Origin of the sequence: Blastococcus sp. CT_GayMR16 (genome assembly GCF_004570875.1) — a bacterium.
Classification (GTDB): Bacteria; Actinomycetota; Actinomycetes; order Mycobacteriales; family Geodermatophilaceae; genus Blastococcus_B.
In genome coordinates this window covers 93,243-107,981 of the sequence record NZ_SPQK01000003.1, presented here as the reverse complement: position 1 = coordinate 107,981, position 14,739 = coordinate 93,243, and the positions used below count along the sequence as shown (strand labels likewise).

13 protein-coding genes are annotated in these 14,739 nt (G+C 72.9%); 8 read left to right on the top strand and 5 right to left on the bottom strand.

Annotated elements, in window-relative coordinates; all coding sequences use genetic code 11:
* Positions 1-35: 35 nt before the first annotated feature.
* From E4P38_RS05265 to E4P38_RS05250, 4 genes are all read left to right on the top strand, one after another.
* The gene (locus E4P38_RS05265; RefSeq protein ID WP_209308945.1) at positions 36-1,058 is read left to right on the top strand and encodes an alcohol dehydrogenase catalytic domain-containing protein; all 1,023 of its coding nucleotides are present in this window, start codon (positions 36-38) and stop codon (positions 1,056-1,058) included.
* 15 nt (positions 1,059-1,073) lie between these two features.
* Entirely contained in the window at positions 1,074-1,457 is a 384-nt protein-coding gene (locus E4P38_RS05260) for a cupin domain-containing protein (protein ID WP_135130726.1), read from the top strand.
* A 145-nt stretch (positions 1,458-1,602) separates the two neighbouring features.
* Complete coding sequence (locus E4P38_RS05255; RefSeq protein WP_135130725.1) at positions 1,603-3,003, top strand: FAD-binding protein; 1,401 nt, start codon at positions 1,603-1,605, stop codon at positions 3,001-3,003.
* Complete coding sequence (locus E4P38_RS05250) at positions 3,000-3,470, top strand: LysM peptidoglycan-binding domain-containing protein (RefSeq protein WP_135130724.1); 471 nt, start codon at positions 3,000-3,002, stop codon at positions 3,468-3,470. The genes E4P38_RS05255 and E4P38_RS05250 overlap by 4 nt, the downstream gene beginning before the upstream one ends.
* 7 nt (positions 3,471-3,477) lie before the next feature.
* Here the strand turns inward: E4P38_RS05250 and E4P38_RS05245 are convergent, their stop codons facing one another.
* Positions 3,478-4,260 (bottom strand): IclR family transcriptional regulator C-terminal domain-containing protein, encoded by a 783-nt coding sequence (locus tag E4P38_RS05245; protein ID WP_135130723.1) that lies wholly within the window; start codon positions 4,258-4,260, stop codon positions 3,478-3,480.
* Positions 4,261-4,422: 162 nt separating this feature from the next.
* On the opposite strand from E4P38_RS05245, the gene E4P38_RS05240 reads away from it, so the two are divergent.
* Positions 4,423-5,949 (top strand): adenylate/guanylate cyclase domain-containing protein, encoded by a 1,527-nt coding sequence (locus E4P38_RS05240; protein WP_135130722.1) that lies wholly within the window; start codon positions 4,423-4,425, stop codon positions 5,947-5,949.
* Positions 5,950-5,954: 5 nt separating this feature from the next.
* On the opposite strand, the gene E4P38_RS05235 is transcribed toward E4P38_RS05240, so the two are convergent.
* From E4P38_RS05235 to E4P38_RS05225, 3 genes are read right to left on the bottom strand one after another with little or no spacing between them, the layout of a single operon-like run.
* Entirely contained in the window at positions 5,955-6,926 is a 972-nt protein-coding gene (locus tag E4P38_RS05235; protein WP_135130721.1) for a patatin-like phospholipase family protein, read from the bottom strand.
* Positions 6,923-8,110, bottom strand: coding sequence for a hypothetical protein (locus tag E4P38_RS05230; protein WP_135130720.1), 1,188 nt, complete (start codon positions 8,108-8,110; stop codon positions 6,923-6,925). The genes E4P38_RS05235 and E4P38_RS05230 overlap by 4 nt, the downstream gene beginning before the upstream one ends.
* 53 nt (positions 8,111-8,163) lie before the next feature.
* Positions 8,164-8,571 carry a hypothetical protein gene (locus E4P38_RS05225; RefSeq protein WP_245160803.1) on the bottom strand — a complete coding sequence of 136 codons (408 nt, stop codon included), beginning with the start codon at positions 8,569-8,571 and terminating at the stop codon, positions 8,164-8,166.
* 675 nt (positions 8,572-9,246) lie between these two features.
* Between E4P38_RS05225 and E4P38_RS23145 the strand changes: the two genes are divergently transcribed.
* Genes E4P38_RS23145 through E4P38_RS05215 form a run of 3 tightly spaced genes read left to right on the top strand, consistent with a single transcriptional unit; the run spans position 9,247 to position 13,594 of the window.
* Positions 9,247-9,645 carry a hypothetical protein gene (locus tag E4P38_RS23145; RefSeq protein ID WP_209308944.1) on the top strand — a complete coding sequence of 133 codons (399 nt, stop codon included), beginning with the start codon at positions 9,247-9,249 and terminating at the stop codon, positions 9,643-9,645.
* Positions 9,642-11,681 (top strand): GMC oxidoreductase, encoded by a 2,040-nt coding sequence (locus tag E4P38_RS05220; RefSeq protein ID WP_209308943.1) that lies wholly within the window; start codon positions 9,642-9,644, stop codon positions 11,679-11,681. Before E4P38_RS23145 ends, E4P38_RS05220 begins: the two co-directional genes overlap by 4 nt.
* Positions 11,678-13,594, top strand: a complete 1,917-nt coding sequence (locus tag E4P38_RS05215; protein WP_135130717.1) for a peroxidase family protein — start codon at positions 11,678-11,680, stop codon at positions 13,592-13,594. The genes E4P38_RS05220 and E4P38_RS05215 overlap by 4 nt, the downstream gene beginning before the upstream one ends.
* A 63-nt stretch (positions 13,595-13,657) precedes the next feature.
* Here E4P38_RS05215 and E4P38_RS05210 read toward each other — a convergent pair whose 3' ends face one another.
* Positions 13,658-14,686, bottom strand: a complete 1,029-nt coding sequence (locus E4P38_RS05210; protein ID WP_135130716.1) for a potassium channel family protein — start codon at positions 14,684-14,686, stop codon at positions 13,658-13,660.
* Between the last annotated feature and the right edge of the window lie 53 nt (positions 14,687-14,739).

Sequence of the window (14,739 nt, the reverse complement as noted above, 5' to 3'; positions counted from 1 at the left end):
CTGTCAGTACCCCTACGGAATGGAAAAAGATCTTCGTGCGAGCAACCCTGATGTACGGCCCCGGCGACGTGCGCGTGGAGAACGTGCCCGACCCGGCGCTGCAGCAGCCCACGGACGCGCTGGTGCGCGTCGTCCGCACCTGCGTCTGCGGCAGCGACCTGCACCCCTACCACTCGATGCCGGCCTCCGCCGAGGGCTCTCCGATGGGCCACGAGTTCATCGGCGTGGTCGAGGAGACCGGTTCCGCGGTCAGCACCGTGAAGGCCGGCGACCTCGTGATCGCCCCGTTCGCCTGGTTCGACAACACCTGCGCGTTCTGCCGCGAGGGTCTGACCACCTCGTGCGAGCACGGTGGCTTCTTCTCCACCGCCCAGGCCGAGGCCGTCCGCGTGCCGCAGGCCGACGGCACCCTCGTTCCGGCGCCGGTGGGTGAGGACTCGGCGCTGCTGCCCTCGCTGCTGACGCTGTCCGACGTCCTGATCACCGGTCACCACGCCGCCGTGACGGCGGGTGTCAACGCCCGGACGACGGTCACGGTGATCGGTGACGGCGCGGTCGGGCTGCTGGCGGTGCTCGCCGCCAAGCGGCTCGGCGCCGAGCGGATCGTCCTCATGGGCCGGCACAAGGACCGCACCGACCTCGGCCGGGAGTTCGGTGCCACCGACGTCGTCGCCGAGCGCGGCGAGGAGGGCATCGCCACGGTGCGCGAGCTCACCGGCGGACACGGCACCCACACGGTTCTCGAATGCGTCGGCCACATGCCGGCCTACCAGCAGGCGTACGGCGTCGTCCGCGCCGGCGGCGTCATCAGCCGGGTCGGCGTGCCGCAGTACGAGGCGGCGCCGGTCGGCTTCGGCAGCCTGTTCGGCCGCAACATCACCCTGACCGGCGGGCCCGGCGCGCAGCGCCCGTACATCGAGGAGCAGCTCCCCGACGTCCTCGAGGGCCGGATCGAGCCGGGCAAGGTGTTCGACCGCACCGTCGACCTCGACGGCGTCCCCGACGGGTACCGCGCCATGGACGCCCGCGACGCCCTCAAGGTCCTCGTCCAGCCCTGATCGAAGGAGAACGACGTGGAACTGCTCCCCAAGCAGGCCAGCGCCAAGGGACCGGCCCAGTGGTTCACCGGTGACGTGTGGTTCGACGTCATCGCCCGGGGCGAGGCGCCCTCGCGGGTGCGGGTCAACACGGTCCGCTTCGCACCCTGCGCCCGCACGGCGTGGCACTCGCACTCGCTGGGCCAGACCCTGCACGTGACGGACGGCGTCGGCCTGGTCCAGTCCCGCGGCGGCGAGGTCGTCGTCATCCGGCCCGGCGACGTGATCCACACGCCGCCGGGCGAGGAGCACTGGCACGGCGCCGCCCCGGACAACTTCATGGTGCACACCGCCATCTGGGAGGACGACGACGCGACGTGGGGCGACCACGTCACCGATGAGGAGTTCGGCGCCCGCTGAGCCGGCTCCCGGGCCGTCGCCTGTGACGCTCCCGTGACAGGGACCTAGGACCGTGTCCGGTCGATGGCCGTCGCCCTACGTTCGGCGCCGCCATCTGCGTGCGTGCTCGAACCGCGGGTGCGTGCGCTCCGAGCGAGGAGCAGCTATGACACAGGCATTGGCAGCGTTGAAGGACCGCGTGGCCGGCACCGTGATCCGTCCCGGCGACGAGGGCTATGAGGAAGCCCGGCGGGTCTACAACGCGATGGTCGACGTGCGCCCCGCCGCGATCGTCCGCTGCGCCAATGACGAGGACGTCGTCGAGGTCGTGCGGGCGGCAGCCGAACGCCGGCTGGATCTCGCCGTCCGCGGGGGTGGGCACAGCGTGCCGGGCTTCGGCACCGCCGAGGGCGCCATCGTCGCCGACCTGTCGCCGATGCAGTCGGTGCACGTCGACGACGCGGCCCGCACGGCGACGGCCGGTGGCGGCACCACCTGGGGGCGCTTCAACGACGTGACCGCGGCGCACGGCCTGGCCACGACCGGCGGCATCATCTCCACCACCGGGGTCGGCGGCCTCACCCTCGGCGGCGGCATCGGCTACCTCTCCCGCGGCTTCGGGTTGTCCTGCGACAACCTGGTCTCCGCCCGCGTGGTCACCGCCGACGGCTCCCTGGTCACCGCGAACGCCGACGAGAACCCCGACCTCTTCTGGGCGCTCCGCGGCGGCGGAGGCAACTTCGGCGTCGTCACCGAGTTCACCTTCCGGGTGCACCCGGTGACCACGATCTACGGCGGTCCGATGTTCTTCGAGCTGTCCGACGGGGTCGCCCTGCTGCGCTACTTCCGGGACTTCATCACGACCGCGCCGCGCGAGTTCGGCGGCTTCCCGGCCTTCCAGATCGCCCCTCCGCTGCCGTTCGTACCGGCGGACCGCGCCGGCCAGCCGTTCGTCGCCCTCGTCTCGTGCTTCAACGGACCGGCCGAGGAGGGCGAGCGGCTGCTCCAGGGCTTCCGGGACGTCGCCATGCCGGTCGCCGAGCACATCGGCGAGATGCCGTACGCCGCGCTGAACAGTGCGTTCGACGGCCTCGTGCCGCCGGGACTGCAGCACTACTGGAAGGCCGCGTACGTGCGCGAGATGACCGACGAGGCCATCGCGGTGCACATGGAGCACGGGCCCAAGGTGCCGACCGTGAACTCGACGGTGCACCTGTACCCGATCGACGGCGCGGTGCACGACGTGTCTGCCGATGCCACGGCGTTCGGGCACCGCGATGCGAACTTCGCTCCCGTCATCGCCGGCATGTGGCCCGACCCCGCCGACAACGAGAAGAACATCCGGTGGGTGCGCGAGTACTACGCCGCGATCGCGCCGCACTCCGAGGCCGGGGGTTACGTCAACTTCGCCTCCCCTGACGACCAGGACAAGGTGGCCGACAACTACGGGGCCAACTACCGCCGGCTGAGCGAGGTCAAGCGGCGCTACGACCCCGACAACCTGTTCCACCTGAACCAGAACATCCGGCCGGTGCCGGTGCCCTCGCCGCGGGGGAGCACTGCGTGACCGACCTCTACGGGATCTCGCTCAGGCAGCCGCAGCCGTGGGACCTCGTCGGCCGGACGCTCGCGATCGCCGCGCTCGGGACGGCCTTCGAGGCGACGTACGGCTGGGTGATCCGCGCGCCCGACGGTGTGCTCGCCGAGGGGTCGTTCACCGCCGGGTCGATGGGCCTGCTGGAGTCCTTCGTCCACCAGGCGGCGGTCGGCACCGACTACATCGGCCACGCGACGTTCGAGCTCTTCGGCGACGACCCGTCCGGGATGCGCGACCAGGGCCTGGACACCCAGTCGGTGTCGATCATCGTGATCGGCGGGATGCAGGGCTATCAGCTGCACCAGGTCGTCCGTGGCGACACCGTCAGCGCGATCGCCCGGGCGACCGGGTCGACGGTCGCCAAGATCGCGGCAGCCAGCCGGCTGCGTGACCCGAACAAGATCCAGGTCGGACAGGTCCTCCGCGTCCCGCTCTGACGGGGGGCTACCGCCGGCCGCTGTGCCGGAAGGCCAAGGAGATCTGGTCGGCCGTCGTCAGCAGCGGCGGGAGGAACTGCCCGCGCAGCTCGTCCAGCCCGATCCGCGGCGCGGCGGCGGCCAGGTTGAGCGCCGCGATCGTCCGCCCGTCGGCGCCGCGGATCGGTGCGGAGATCGAGCGCAGCCCCGTCTCAAGTTCCTGGTCGACCATCGACCAGCCCTGCTCGCGAACCTGCCGGACCGCCGTCCGCAGTTCCTCGGGGTCGGTGGTGGTGCGCTCCGTGGCGGCCGCGAAGGGACCCGTCGCGAGGAAGGCATCCAGCTCGGCGTCCGGGAGGTCGGCCAGCAGCACCCGGCCCATCGACGTCGAGTGCGCGGGGAGCCGCGACCCGATGCCCAGCGCGATGGTCATGATCCGGCGGGTGGGCACGCGCGCGACGTAGACGATGTCGGGCAGGTCCAGGGTCGCCGCCGAGCACGACTCGTGGGTCTGCTCGACCAGTTGCTCCATGTACGGCTGCGCGACCTCCCAGAGGTTCAGCGAGGACAGGTAGCCGAACCCGAGGGACAGGACACGCGGCGTGAGGGAGAACAGGCGGCCCTCGGCGCGCACGTGCCCGAGGTGCTCGAGGGTGAGCAGGATCCGCCGGGCGGTGGCCCGGGTGATCCCGGCCAGCCGTGCGACGTCGCTCAGGGTCAGCCGCGCATGGTCCTTGGAGAACACCTGGAGGACGGCGAGACCTCGCTCCAGCGACTGGAGGTAGTCGGTTCGAGTCGGGCGGTCCGGCATGCCGGCCACCCTAGGCCCGGGCGTGCGCTCTGCGAACACACGACCGGGCGACACCGACACCCCGTGCGGTGCGCGGGTGCCGTCGCTCCGCGATCATGACGCAGTGACCCCGATGGCACGCCCCGCCGTGTCCGGCCGGTCCCGTCCGTCGTTGCGCCGCGCATGACCGCCGACCGGACGGGCGGACCGGACACGGTCCGCCGCGACGGCGCCTGGGCGTCCTGGGCGCCGAGCGGGCGCGGCGCCGTCCCGGCGATCGTCCTGCTCGTGCTCGTCGCCAACCTGGTGGGGGTCGCGACCGTCACGATGCTCCTCGTCGGCGTGTCCGACGGCGGTGGCGACGACGCCCGCAACACCGTTCTCCTGGCCGTCGCCGGCTACCTCGTGGTGGCCCTGCCCGCGGCCACGATCGCCGGGCTGCGCCGCCAGCGCGTGACCAACCGGTGGCTCATGGCCGGCCGCGCACCGACCAGCGCCGAGGCCGGCCATGCGTTGCGGCTCCCCGTCGACACCGCCCTGGTCGCCGGCGTCGTCTGGCTGATCGGCGCCGTCCTCATCGGGATCGTCTCCGCGGTGGCCTTCCCGGACGCCCGGGTGGGCCTGCGCACCGGGATCGCCACCCTGCTCGGCGGCATCGCGACCGCCGGGGTCACCTACCTGCTGGTCGCCCGCGCCGCGCGCAGCGTCACGGCCACGGCCCTCGCGGCTCACCCGCCCGCGGGCACGCTCACCCTCGGCGTCCGGCCCCGCCTGCTGCTCACCTGGGGCCTCACCAGCGCAGTCCCGATGCTGGGCGTCGTCCTCCTGTTCGTGGACCCGAGCAATCCCGGCGGACCGGGCGAGGCGGCCGTCGTCTTCCTGGTCGTCGTCGCCCTGCTGGTCGGCGGCCTGGCCACGCTGCTCATCGCCCGCGCCGTCGGGCAGCCGCTGCGCGATCTGCGGCAGGCCGTCGGCCGGGTCGGGCGCGGCGACTACGACGTCAGCGTCGTCGTGGACGACGCCGGCGAGATCGGGCTCCTCCAGGAGGGCGTCAACACCATGGCGGCGGGCCTCGCCGAGCGGGAACGGATGCGCGACCTGTTCGGTCGCCACGTCGGGACGACGGTCGCCGACCGGGCGCTGGCCACCGGCGTCTCCCTGGGCGGCGAGGAGCGCACCGTCGCCGCGCTGTTCGTCGACATCGCCGGGTCGACCTCGCTCGTCCGGCGCACCGGCCCGGAGGAGATGGTGGGTCTGCTCAACCGCTTCTTCCAGATCGTGGTCGAGACCATGGAGGCCGGCGGCGGCCTGGTGAACAAGTTCGAGGGCGACGCGGCGCTCTGCGTCTTCGGTGCTCCGGCCGACCACGAGGACCCGGCCGGCGCCGCACTCCGCGCGGCCCGCCGCATCTGCGACGAGGTCCGGGCCGCCGGCGAGGTGGACGTCGGGGTCGGCGTGGCGTGCGGCCCCGTCTGGGCAGGCCAGGTCGGTGCGGCCAGCCGGCTGGAGTACACGGTGATCGGCGACCCGGTGAACGAGGCCGCCCGGCTGACCGAGCTGGCCAAGGAGCACCCCGGCCGGACGGTGGCCAGCGAGGCGACCGTGCTCGCGGCCGATCCGGAGGAGCGCGCGCACTGGGAACGCGACGGCGAGGTGGAGCTGCGCGGCCGGGACGTCGCGACCCGCACCTGGGTGCGCCGCGAGGGCTGACCCGCTCAGGTGCGGGCGGGCTCCCTGCTGCGGAGGAACCCCCGGGCCGCCTGCCCGCCCCGGTCGATGAGCACCCGGCGTTCCACGATGCCGATGCCGAACTCGGTGATCGCCGTCCCCCGGGTGTCGACGGTCATGGTGCGATCGCGCACGCCCGGCCGCTCCAGGTGCGTCTGGTCCCGCCCCACCAGGGCCGTGGCCACCACCTGCTCGAGCAGTCGCACCGCGGGGAACATGGGCAGGCCGAAGAACGGCACCAGGTCGCCGAGCCCGGCGGGCAGGTCGGGCAGCAGCCGGACGCCGAACGTCGGCCAGCGCGCCTCGCGGCCGTCGGTGCGGTCGAAGATCTCGATGGCGAAGTTGGACAGCACCCCGCCGTCGACGATCGTCGCCTCCTCGCCGGTGACCGGGTTCCGCAGGGTGCGGGGCTCGAAGTAGAACGGGATGGACAGCGACATCCGCACCGCGTCGGCGACGAGTTGCTCGTCGGGGTCGAGGCCGAACTTCGGGTAGTCCCACGGCAGCCGCAGCAACCGGCCGTTGGTGATGTCGGTGGCCATGACGACCAGCCCGTAGCGGTGGTCGGGGGTGGTCAGCGCGGGGTCGTCGTCGGGGTCGTCGCGGCGCAGGTCGGCGAACGTCCGGACGCCGAGACCCTCCAGCTCGCGGGTGAGCCACCGGTGGATCCAGTCCCCGGCGTACGCGCCCCGTCCTCTGAGCAGTGACACGCCCTCGCTGATCAGCGGCAGCGGGACCCGGCGATCGGGGATCCGCCGGAGGTCCAGGCGGGCGAGCACGTCTGCGAAGACGGCGGAGTCGGCGCCGGCCGCGGCGAAGGCGGCGGCCAGCGCGCCCACCGAGGTGCCGGCGACGCGTGGAAAGGTCCACCCCGCGTCCAGGAGCCCCATGACGGCGCCGGCGGTGCCCAGGCCCTTCACGCCCCCGCCCTCGAGGACGAGGTCGGCCCGGCGGTTCACGGCCGCCCGCCCTGCCGGATCGCGCGGGCCCGCGCCTGCAGGAGCGGATCGGCGGCGCCGAGGGCGAACGCCTCCTCGACCACGGCCAGTGCCTCGTCCCGGCGTCCGGCGCGGTGCAGGCACCAGGCCAGGAGCGACAGCGTCGTCCCGGTGCGGTGCAGGTCGGCGTCCTGCCGGGCCCAGGCCAGGGCGGCCCCGGGGTGGAGGTGGATGTCGGCGTGGAAGGCGGCCAGATGGTGGAGGTGGTGCACCTCGCCCCGGGCGACCGACGCGAGGTACGCCGAGAGCGCCGCGGCATGGCACGCGGCCGCGCCGTCGGCGTCGCCGGCCGCGTCCAGCACGGCGCCCAGGGCCTCCCGGAACTCCGGCCGGTCGACCACGGCCAGCACGCTCCGGTACCCGGTCGCCGCCCGCTCGTGCCGTCCCGCGGCGGCCTCCAGCGCGGCGCGGTGGGCGGCGACGTACCACCAGCCCGGATAGGCCCGTTCGGCGTCGGTGAGCAGTCGGCGACCCCGGGAGTGGTTGCCCTTCGCGACGGCGAGATCGGCCCGTTGGACGCGCAGCCAGGCGAACGAGCGCCGCTGCGTGGCGAGGTCGTCCTCCGCGGCGGTGTACAGCTCGTCGGCCTCGTCGAACGCCCCGGTCGTGACCGCCAGCGCCGCCAGCCGTGCCGTGGTCTCCCAGCGGGGGTCCTCCCTGGCGGCCGTCCGATAGCCGGCGCGCGCCGCCCGGTAGTCGCCGCTGAACTGGGCGATGTCGGCAGCCAGCACGCGGCCGGGCGGCTGATCGACGAGTCCCGGCACCGCAGCCAGCGCCTCGGTGGCCACATCCGGGCGGTGCACCTCCAGTGCGATCCTGGCCCGCAGGAGGCGCAGGTCCGGCTCTGCCGGGAAGCGCTCCACCGCCTCGTCCACTGCGGTGCCGAGGACGAGCAGGTCCTCCGGGCGGGCCCCGCTGAGCAGCACCTCCCGGTGGCGCAGGATCAGCACCTCGGCGGCCGCCACGGGGCCGGCCGGGTCGGCGGTGGCCTCCCACTCCGCTCGCCGGCGCCGGACCGCCGCCAGGTCAGCGGTGAAACCTGCAGCACTCAGCTCCGGCTCCGGGCGGGCGGAGGGCGCGTGCGGGTCGACCTTTGGTCGGAACAGCACACGGATGCCCGAGTTCGGATGGTTCTGGTCCGCCACGCTGTCCCCCCATCGGTGGTGGTCGGATGTGTCCCGTCAAGGACGCCGCCGGTCTAGGCCGGCGTCCGCGACGCGCTCTCCAGTCGGCGCAGCGACCGCCGCAGGTCGCGGGCGAACCACGCGCCGCCACCGAGGCCGAGCAGGGTGTCGAGCACCCGCCCCCTGGTCGTCGTCGGCACCCGCTCGATCGTCAGATCGACGTGGCAGCCGCCCGCACCGTCGGACTCCACCCGGTAGGTCCACCGGCTCCCCGCGCCGAAGGCGTTGCTGTCCAGCACCTCCAGGGTGACCTCGTCGGGCACCGACCAGTCGTAGCGGAGTCGCTGCCAGACACCCCCCGCGGCGGAGCCCTCGGTGACCTCCGCCCATGTCTCCCCGCGGTCGTGAACGGCGAGGTGGCGCGGGTCGCTGTTGCCCCAGATCTCCTCGCGGCCGGCACCGAAGTCGGTGAGCGCTGCCACGAATCGTTCCGGAGGAACCGCGCCGTGGGCGCGGACGTGGACCCGGCCCATGGCCCCCCCCAACGTGCGGATCGCGCCTCGTGGTCTCCTGCCGAATTCGGCTGAATTGGTACAGGAACTGCCGGGGGCGACCGACGCAGCACATTCGGGAGTCCGCCCGGTTATGACCGAGCAGCGTCCACGCAGCGTCATTTCCTGTCAAGGCATGCCCGGGACCTCGCCCGGCACCTGGGCGGTCCTGTCGTGGCGCCGCCGAGGCAGCGCCCCTTCCCCGTCGGGACGTCGTGGGGCTGCCCCCGGGGGCCGAGGTGCGGCAGACGTAGCGGCCTCGCCAAGGCGCTGCCCGTCGGGCCACCATCGGCTGGTCGACGTACCCCCGGTGGGAACAGGCAGGAGGCGGCGGCCCGGGCCGGAGCTGACGGCCGGCCGCCAATTCTCCGCATGAGCGAGGGACCCCCTTGTGATCTTGCTGGGGCGGGAGGAATCTGTGCGCCGCCGGAACAGGAAACCCGGCGCGCCATCCATCAGGGGGAACTCCAGACCGGTGCCTGTCGGGCACCGGGACCAGGGCACGTCCGTCGACGGTGAACTGCACTTCTCTTCCGTGCCGAATGTGTTCCGTGCGCGCTCCTCCGCTGAGTTCGCCCGGCTCGAGCCGGGTGGGGGAGGACCGACGTGTCGGTCACCGGAACCCTGGGGACGACGGCCCGCTACGCGCTCGGTGGCGTGCGCATTCTCGCCGGTACGACCGGTCTGCTGGCCCCCGCGATGATCATCAACCGCTTCGGCGACATCAACCCGGCAGCGAACCCGGCCGCGATCTACGGGCTGCGGCTGTTCGGCATCCGGACGGTGCTGATCGGGGCCGACCTGTTCCGGCTGAAGGGTCGCGACCTCGACCGGGCGCTCCGGGTGGCGCCGATCATCCACGCCAGCGACACCGCGACGGTGCTGACGCTGCAGCGCCACAAGCAGCTCTCCCCGGAGCGCGCCCGCCCCCTGGCTCTGCTGTCGGCGCTGAACACCGTGCTCGCCATCACCGCCTACCTGGCCGCGCGGAGGAGCCGGACGTGACGGTCCCCGCCGACGCCCTCCCGGCCGACGTGGCGACCTTCGACTACGTCGTCGTCGGATCGGGAGCCGGCGGCGGGCCGGTGGCGGCGAACCTGGCCGAGGCGGGCCACCGGGTGCTCCTGCTGGAGGCCGGGCTCGACCCCGAGGACGACGACTACCGCGTGCCGGCCTTCCACGGGCGGGCGAGCGAGCACCCCGGGATGAGCTGGCCGTTCTATGTCCGCCACTTCGACGACCGCGCCCAGCAGGAGCGGGACGAGAAGTTCGTGCCCGAGCAGGACGGCGTCCTGTACCCGCGCTCGGGCACCCTCGGCGGCTGCACCGCCCACAACGCGATGATCACCGTCTATCCGCACGACGCCGACTGGGACGCCATCGCCGCGGCCACCGGCGACCGGAGCTGGCGCGCCACGGAGATGCGGCAGTGGTTCGAGCGGCTGGAGGCATGCCAGTACAAGCGCCGTCCCCGGATGCTGCCCCGGCACCCGTGGCTCGCCCGGTTGCTCGCCTGGCTGCCGTTCGTCAGCGACAAGTACGTCAACCGAAGCCGGCACGGCTTCGACGGCTGGCTGCACACCACCCTCGCCGACCCGGCGCTGGCGCTCGGCGACCGGCAGGTCATCTCGGTGATCAAGTCTGCCGCGGCCCGCAGCCTGGCCGACTTCCTGCACCGTCCGCTCACCCCGTTCGAGGGTCTGGCCAGCGCCGTCGACCCGAACGACTGGCGGGGACGCACCCTGCCCGAAGGGCTCTGGCTGATCCCGCTGGCCGTGCGCAAGGGCCGGCGCAACGGGTCCCGGGAGCGGATCCGGGACGTCGAGGGCAGGCGGCCCGGCGGGCTCGAGGTGCGCACCGGCACCCTGGTCACCCGCGTGCTGTTCGACGAGCCTGCGACCCCCGACGGCGATCCCGTCGCTGTCGGGGTGGAGTACCTCGCCCAGCCGCACGCCTACGGGGCCGACCCGGAGGAGGCTCCTGCCGCTGCCGAGACCGTTCGCGTGCGGGCCCGCCGCGAGGTCGTCCTCGCCGCCGGCGCGTTCAACACCCCGCAGCTGCTGAAGCTCTCCGGCATCGGGCCGCGGGCCGAGCTCGACCGGTTCGGCATCCCCTGCCGCCGCGACCTCCCGGGCGTCGGGGAGAACCTGCAGGACCGCTACGAGGTCGGCGTGGTCACTCGGATGCGCCGGAACTTCGCGCTGCTCGACGGCCTCACCTTCAAGCCGCCCGGGACGGGGGAGGACCCCGACGCCGGCTACCTCCAGTGGCAGGACGGCGAGGGTGTCTACACGACCAACGGGGCGCTGCTCGGGATCATCCGCCGCTCCCGCCCGGAGCTGACCAGCCCCGACCTGTTCATCTTCGGGCTGCCGGCCAGGTTCACCGGCTACTTCCCCGGCTACTCCGGCGGTCTGGCGCAGGCCACCGACGTCTTCACCTGGGCGATCCTCAAGGCGCACACGGTCAACCGGGGAGGCAGCGTCCTGCTTCGGTCGGCCGATCCGCGCGACACCCCCGACGTCCGCTTCCGCTACTTCGAGGAGGGGACCGACACCGCCGGGGAGGACCTGGACGCGGTGGTCACCGGCATCGAGGTCGCCCGGTCGATCATGGCCTGCCTCGAGGACGACGTCGCCGCCGAGCTGGTGCCGGGGCCGACCGTGGAGAGCCGCGAGGAGCTGCGGTCCTTCGTCCGCGACCAGGCCTGGGGCCACCACGCCTCGTGCACCGCCGCGATGGGCCCGGCGACCGATCCGGGGGCGGTCGTCGGGAGCGACTTCCGGGTGCACGGCACCCAGGGGCTGCGGGTGGTCGACGCCTCGGTGTTCCCCCGCATCCCCGGCTTCTTCATCGTCACCGCGATCTACATGGCGGCCGAGAAGGCCAGCGCCGTGATCCTGGCCGACGCGGCCAGGCAGGAACCCGCGGCGGCGCCGTCCCGACCGGATCTGCGGCACGTCCTCGCCCGGCTGCCCCACCCGCGCAAGCCCACCCGCTCGGCTGTGATCCGCCCCAGTGAAGTCCAGGAGATCCGATGAGCACCGAGACCCCAGGACAGACGAGCGTCTCCGCGTCCGTGCCGCAGCAGCGCGCCGGCTCCGACGGGCACCCCAACAAGCGGCCGGCCGCCGGCCCCCCACCCGTTCCCGGTGCGGACTACCGGCACACCCCGTTCTGGCGCATCTACGACCGGGTCGCCCAGGCGATCGACCACCGGCGCGGCTGGGACAAGCTGCCGCTGCCCGCTGGTCTCGCCGTCCTGATCGGGGTGCGGACGATCCTCCGGCAGAGCAACCTCCACGACCCGTCGACGAAGGTGCCGGTCGTGAACGCGCCTCCGGTGCCGGAGCGCACCCCGCAGCACCTCGTCGCCCGCAGCGTCGACGGCACCTACAACGACCTCGACCACCCGGAGATGGGGCGGGCCGGCGCCCGCTTCGGCCGCAACATCCCGCTCGACCAGGTGCTGCCGGTGACTCGTGAGCAGCTGATGGAGCCCAACCCGCGCGAGGTGAGCCGTCGGCTGCTCACCCGCGACCCGTTCCTGCCGGCGACGAGCGTGAACACCCTCGCCGCGTCGTGGCTGCAGTTCATGATCCACGACTGGTTCACCCACGGGGAGGGCGACACCTCTCGCCTGGTCGACATCCCCCTGCCGCCCGGCGATCCCTGGCACGAGAACCCGATGCGGATCCCGCGCATCAAGGCCGACCCCACGCGGCCCGCGGGGGCCGAGGGGCCCATCACCAGCGTCAACGACGTGACCCACTGGTGGGACGGGTCGTCGCTGTACGGCACCACGATGGAGGAGCAGCAGCGGGTCCGCGCCGGTGAGGGCGGCCGCCTGCGGCTCACCGCGGACGGCCAGATCCCGATCCCCGACGACCCCGCGCTCGACCCCACGATGAAGCCCGGCTGGTGGACCGGCATGGGGATGCTCCTGACCCTGTTCGCCCGCGAGCACAACGCGGTCTGCGCGCGGCTGGCGTCGGAGTACCCGAACTGGGACGACGAGGAGCTGTTCCAGCGGGCCCGGCTGGTGGTCGCGGCGCTGCTGGCGAAGATCCACACCGTCGAGTGGACGCCGGCGGTCATCAGCCACCCGACCACGGTGTTCGCGCTGCGGGCCAACTGGTTCGGGGTGGCGGGGGAGCGGATCGCGCGCGCCTTCGGCCGGATCAGCGGCAGCGAGGTGATCAGCGGCATCCCGGGTGCGGCGACCGAGCACTACGGCGTCCCGTTCTCCCTCACCGAGGAGTTCACCAGCGTCTACCGCATGCACCCGCTGCTGCCCGACGACTTCGACCTCCGGACGGCCGACGGCGACCGCCCGCTGGCGCAGCTGGACTTCCGGGCGCTCGCCGGACCGCACTCGAAGGAGATCACCGCGACGTACTCCCTCGGCGACCTCTTCTACTCGTTCGGGACCACGCACCCGGGCGCGATCGTGCTGCGCAACTACCCGAAGTTCCTGCAGGAGTACGAGCGGCCGGACGGGACGACGATCGACGTCGCGTCCACCGACCTGGTCCGCATCCGCGAGCTCGGCGTCCCGCGGTACTGCGAGTTCCGCCGGCAGATGCACCTGAGGGCCCCGGCGTCCTTCGCCGAGCTGACCGACGACGCCGGCCTCGCGGCGGACATGGAAGAGCTCTACGGCGACATCGAGAAGGTCGACCTGATGGTCGGGCTCTTCGCCGAGTCGCGGCCGACCGGCTTCGCGTTCAGCGACACCGCGTTCCGCATCTTCATCCTGATGGCGTCCCGGCGGCTCAACAGCGACCGGTTCTTCACGACGGACTTCCGGCCGGAGGTCTACTCGCCGACCGGGCTGAACTGGATCCGGGACAACGACATGCGCACGGTCCTGCTGCGGCACTTCCCCGAACTGCGCCCGGCCCTCCGCGCCAGCGACAACGCCTTCGCCCCCTGGCAGCGCGTCACCGAGTAGCCGTGCCAGCTTTTGGTACCAAAAGCCCCTGGGTGCAGGAGGCTTTTGGTACCAAAAGCTCGACTAATGGTGGCTGCGGACGACGACGAGTTCGTCTTCCGGCTGCAGGGTGCCGATCAGCGGGTCGTCGAAGCGCAGGGTGCGGCCGCTGCGGGTCACCGACAGGACGATGTCCCGCAGCGACCGCGAGTCCAGGCCGACCTCGCTGGACGTCACCCGGCGCTGGTGCAGGTCGAGGCCCTGACCACCGGTCACCAGGTCCTCGACGACGGCGACCACGCGCGGGGCGTCGGTGGAGAGGCCGAGCAGCCGGCCGGACGTCGCCGACGTCGTGATGACGGTGTCGGCGCCCGACTGTCGCAGAAGATTGGCGTTCTCCTCCTCGCGGACACTGGTCGTGATCGGCACGCTCGGGTTGAGCTGTCGCACCGTGAGGGTGATGAGGACGGCGGAGTCGTCCCGGTTGGCGGCCACGATGACCGCGCGGGCCCGCTCGACCGAGGCCCGGCGCAGCACCTCGGTGCGACCGGCGTCGCCGACGATCCCGGTGAGCCCGAGGGAGTTGGCCTCGTCGATGGCCCGTGGCTCGGGGTCGACGACGACGATCTTGTCCAGCGGGGTGCCGAGGGCCTGCAGGGAACGAATGGCGCTGCGGCCCTTGGTGCCGTAGCCGCACACGATGACGTGCTGGCGCACGCGAGACCTCCACCGACGGATCTGGAACTCCTCCCGCGAGCGCGCGGTGAGCGCCTCGAGGGTGGTTCCGATGAGGACGAGCAGGAACGTGATGCGCAGCGGTGTGATCAGCAGGATGTTGACCAGCCGCGCGCCCGGGGTGATCGGCGTGATGTCGCCGTAGCCGGTGGTCGAGAGGGTGACGGTCGCGTAGTAGACGGAGTCCAGCAGCGAGAGGCCGACGTCGTCGCCGTCCCGGTAGCCGTTGCGGTCGAGGTAGATCACCCCGACCGTGAGGAAGAGGACGGCGAGACCGATGACGACCCGGCGCCACACCTGCCGGACCGGGGACTGCTCCTGGTGGGCGAGCCGGACGCCGGTGTGCTCGGTCTCCGCGCCGACCCGCTCGCTCTCCACCCCGGGCACAGTACGGAGCGCTCAGCCGGAGGGCGCGCCGCCGCACCCGTTCG

What these genes read in the sequence shown, in the direction of transcription:
- E4P38_RS05255 (WP_135130725.1), top strand. Translation starts at nt 1,603, where the DNA reads ATGACACAGGCATTGGCAGCGTTGAAGGACCGCGTGGCCGGCACCGTG.
- E4P38_RS05245 (WP_135130723.1), bottom strand. Translation starts at nt 4,260, where the DNA reads ATGCCGGACCGCCCGACTCGAACCGACTACCTCCAGTCGCTGGAGCGA.
- E4P38_RS05240 (WP_135130722.1), top strand. Translation starts at nt 4,423, where the DNA reads ATGACCGCCGACCGGACGGGCGGACCGGACACGGTCCGCCGCGACGGC.
- E4P38_RS05215 (WP_135130717.1), top strand. Translation starts at nt 11,678, where the DNA reads ATGAGCACCGAGACCCCAGGACAGACGAGCGTCTCCGCGTCCGTGCCG.